Source organism: Photorhabdus caribbeanensis (assembly GCF_018448885.1).
GTDB classification, from domain to species: domain Bacteria; phylum Pseudomonadota; class Gammaproteobacteria; order Enterobacterales; family Enterobacteriaceae; genus Photorhabdus; species Photorhabdus caribbeanensis.
Map to the genome: position 1 here is coordinate 1 of NZ_RCWB01000080.1, position 3,151 is coordinate 3,151.

Consider the following 3,151-nt stretch of genomic DNA (forward strand, 5'->3'; position numbering starts at 1 on the left):
CCACCGTGGGTCCCCTCACCAACGGCACAGCAAGCCTCAATGCCAGCCGCAATAAACTCCACAGCAACTATGACAGCGTGCAGGAGCAGACCGGGCTGTTTGCTGGCAAAGGCGGCTATCAGGTTAATGTCGGCGACCACACCCAACTGGACGGCGCGGTGATAGCGAGTCAAGCCGACAAAACCAAAAACACCCTGAACACCGGGACGCTGGGCTTTAAAGATATTAAAAATCAAGCGGATTTTACTGTTGAGCAGCAAAGTGCGGGCGTCAGCCTGGGCCAACCGACCGCCGGTCAGGTCCTGAATAATCTGGCGGTCAATGGGCTGACGGGGACTCATAACTCAGGCCATGACAGCAGCACCACGCACGCCGCGGTCAGTGACGGCAATCTGATTATCCGGGACAAGGCGCACCAGACGCAGGATGTCGCGACCCTCAGCCGCGATACCGATAACGCCGCCAATGTCCTGAGTCCGATATTTGATAAGGAAAAGGAACAGCAACGGCTAAAACAGGCGCAACTGATTGGTGAAATCAGCGCCCAGATGACCGAGATAGCCAGTACGGAGGGGAAAATTATCGCCACCAAAGCGGCGAAAGCGAAGCTGGACCATATCAGTGAGCCGGACAAAGCGGCAGCCAGAAAAAAACTGGTCGACAGTGGCAATCCACACCCGACTGCGGCGGATATTAATAAGCAAGTTTATGACACCGCTTACACACAGGCGCTGAATGACTCGGGCTTTGGGACCGGCGGCACCTATCAGAAAGCCCTACAGGCGGCCACCGCAGCGATTCAGGGCTTAGCGGGGAATAATCTCGGTCAGGCGCTGGCCGGAGGGGCTTCGCCTTATCTGGCCGGGGTGATAAAAGCGCTGACGACGGACCCGCAAACTCATCAGGTGGATATCGCCACCAATACGCTGGCCCATGCGATTTTAGGCGCGGTGGCGGCAGAAGTCAGCGGTAATAATGCCTTGGCGGGAGCAGCCGGTGCGGCTTCGGGTGAACTGGCCGCTCAGGTCCTGATTAAGCAACTTTACGGCGATGGGGCCAAAGTCAGTGAATTAACGGAGGAGCAGAAGCAAACTATCAGCACCCTTTCCACCTTGGCAGCAGGATTGGCAGGCGGTATTGCTGGTGACTCCACCGGGAGCACCGTTACCGGGGCCTTGGCCGGGAAGAATGCGGTTGAGAATAACTTTTTGAGCGCAGATCAGATAGACGACTTTACGGCCAGAGCCAAAGGGTGTGAGGGACGCGGCGACTGCAAACAGATCACGAAGGAAATGGAAGATCTGAGCCTCAAGCAGCAAAAAGAGCTGATCGCGGTGTGTTCCTCCAACCCCGCCGCCTGCAAGGAAAAATACGGTGATATCCCGGCTAATGGTATGCTGGTACGTCAAGCCATCGATCGCGTACTGGGTGACGATGTGCCTTCACGGATGAAGAATGACATGTCTTCTCTGTTGGCCCAGCAGATTGAAGCCGAAGGCGTCGTTTCAAGTACGGAATTTGCCAATCAGTTACAGAGCCGCTATGGTATCGATAAGCAGCAGGCAGAAATTTTGGCGGGGGCTGCACTGGGTGCTGTGACTGGAGGATTGGGTAAAGGTAAATCTGGAAACTCTGCAAATAATACAAACTCTGGGGCTACTCTCCCTATGGGAGGTAAACAGAAGCAGATGAATCAGCCTAAAAATCCCTCTTACCAACCCGTAAGGAATGAACCTGCGACTATTAATAACAGAGAGTATTCCGGTCATGCCTTGGATCGTATGCAAGATCGCGGAATCACTCCATCTGTTGTAGAAAATACCATCAAAAATGGAATATCAACCCCGAGTAGAGGGGGAACGACTGTTCATTATGACCCAATGAATAATGTATCTATTGTTACTAATGAATCAGGTAAAGTGGTAACGGTGAAATATGGAAAATAAAGAATCCTTGATAAAAGATGCGGTTAACTCATTAGATGACTTAATGGTGTTCTCTAGGTTCATTCATTCATCAGAGGATCTGTACGATGATGAGCGATATCAGAAAATATGGTTTGAATTAGAAATAATTAATTCTGTTGCTTTAGCTGAATGGGAAGATCAAGGTCGACCAAGTGATTGGACTAAAGAATGGAGCATTAAATTTAAAGAAGAAGCCACTGAGGTGATGGCTTCACTTATTAATCGAATAAAAGAATGTTAATAAAATTCCCGGCTTTATGAATTGACCAAAATCTTTCTTTTAGCCATCAACCGTTCTCTACCAGCCGGATGATCAACTGTCCGGCTTCGCTGGTAATAGTGATCAGCTTCCCTGTGGTAAAGCCCAACGCAGCCAACCAACGTCCCTTAATGGTGAGCTGCGGGTATGATTTGATGTGGCACAACAGTAATCAACGTCGCAATGGAATGCGTTGTTGTAGACAACAACCACCTAAGTGTGGAGAAGAATCAATCGCGCAGTGAGGAACTGGTTAATTGTCAGGGTGATAGCAGTTGCCGCTCTGCCGTTAGGGATAAATATCGGCAGGAATATGACAAGGTTCAGGAACGGATAGCAACGTGTTCAGGGGCTGACCAGTGCGTTGCCGTTGCTAAAGAGCTGCGGGCATTGCAAGGTGATTACAGTGCTCGGATAGGCGAAATTCAGGAAAAAGCCAGAATGCAGGGACTGGATTCCCTCACGCCAGTAGAAGTGCGGGAATGGGCAGATTTACGCGGTGCGATGTCGAATATTGACGCATCACGGAATTTAGTGCTCCATCGTGCCCAAATCACTGGAGGCTCAGAAGAAACCACCCAGGAAATCGTGAAGATTATGGGGCAGACGGGAATTGCGGCGTCTGCGGGAGTGGCCGGAGGGATCAGTAAAGCTGGAGCAAAAGGAGTCAAAGGAAGTGCTGTACCAGTACCTAATCCAGTGACAGCGAATAATGGGTTAGTTTATAAATCAAATCCTAAGCATACTCCGGGACAAATAGGTTATCACCGTAATGCCGGGACTGAACCTAAGAATTCGGTCGAATTGTTTAGCAATTCAGTTACAAGTGGTAAAAAAAGATACGCATTGGATAGTGATGGTAATGTACATCAATTTACCAATACTAATGATGGTACGTGGCATTGGTCCGGTAGCACAGGTGATA

At 50.0% G+C, this 3,151-nt stretch carries 4 protein-coding genes; 3 read left to right on the forward strand and 1 reads right to left on the reverse strand.

The window, feature by feature from the left end; genetic code table 11:
• On the forward strand, positions 1 to 1,946 hold a 1,946-nt coding region (locus tag EAE90_RS22905; RefSeq protein WP_214055416.1), incomplete at its 5' end, for a VENN motif pre-toxin domain-containing protein.
• A complete protein-coding gene (locus tag EAE90_RS22910) occupies positions 1,936 to 2,208 on the forward strand; it encodes a hypothetical protein (RefSeq protein ID WP_036774039.1) in 273 nt (90 codons plus the stop codon). The genes EAE90_RS22905 and EAE90_RS22910, both read left to right, overlap by 11 nt.
• Positions 2,209 to 2,254: 46 nt before the next feature.
• Here EAE90_RS22910 and EAE90_RS22915 read toward each other — a convergent pair whose 3' ends face one another.
• Positions 2,255 to 2,392: a SymE family type I addiction module toxin gene (locus EAE90_RS22915; RefSeq protein ID WP_246551104.1), complete on the reverse strand. Its 138-nt coding sequence runs from the start codon at positions 2,390 to 2,392 to the stop codon at positions 2,255 to 2,257.
• Positions 2,393 to 2,409: 17 nt separating this feature from the next.
• On the opposite strand from EAE90_RS22915, the gene EAE90_RS22920 reads away from it, so the two are divergent.
• Positions 2,410 to 3,151 (forward strand): hemolysin/hemagglutinin-like protein HecA precursor (locus EAE90_RS22920; RefSeq protein ID WP_246551106.1); only part of this gene is annotated, 742 nt, incomplete at its 3' end.

Excerpts from the sequence above, each read along its gene's own strand:
- EAE90_RS22910 (WP_036774039.1), top strand. The coding sequence starts at position 1,936 with ATGGAAAATAAAGAATCCTTGATAAAAGATGCGGTTAACTCATTAGAT.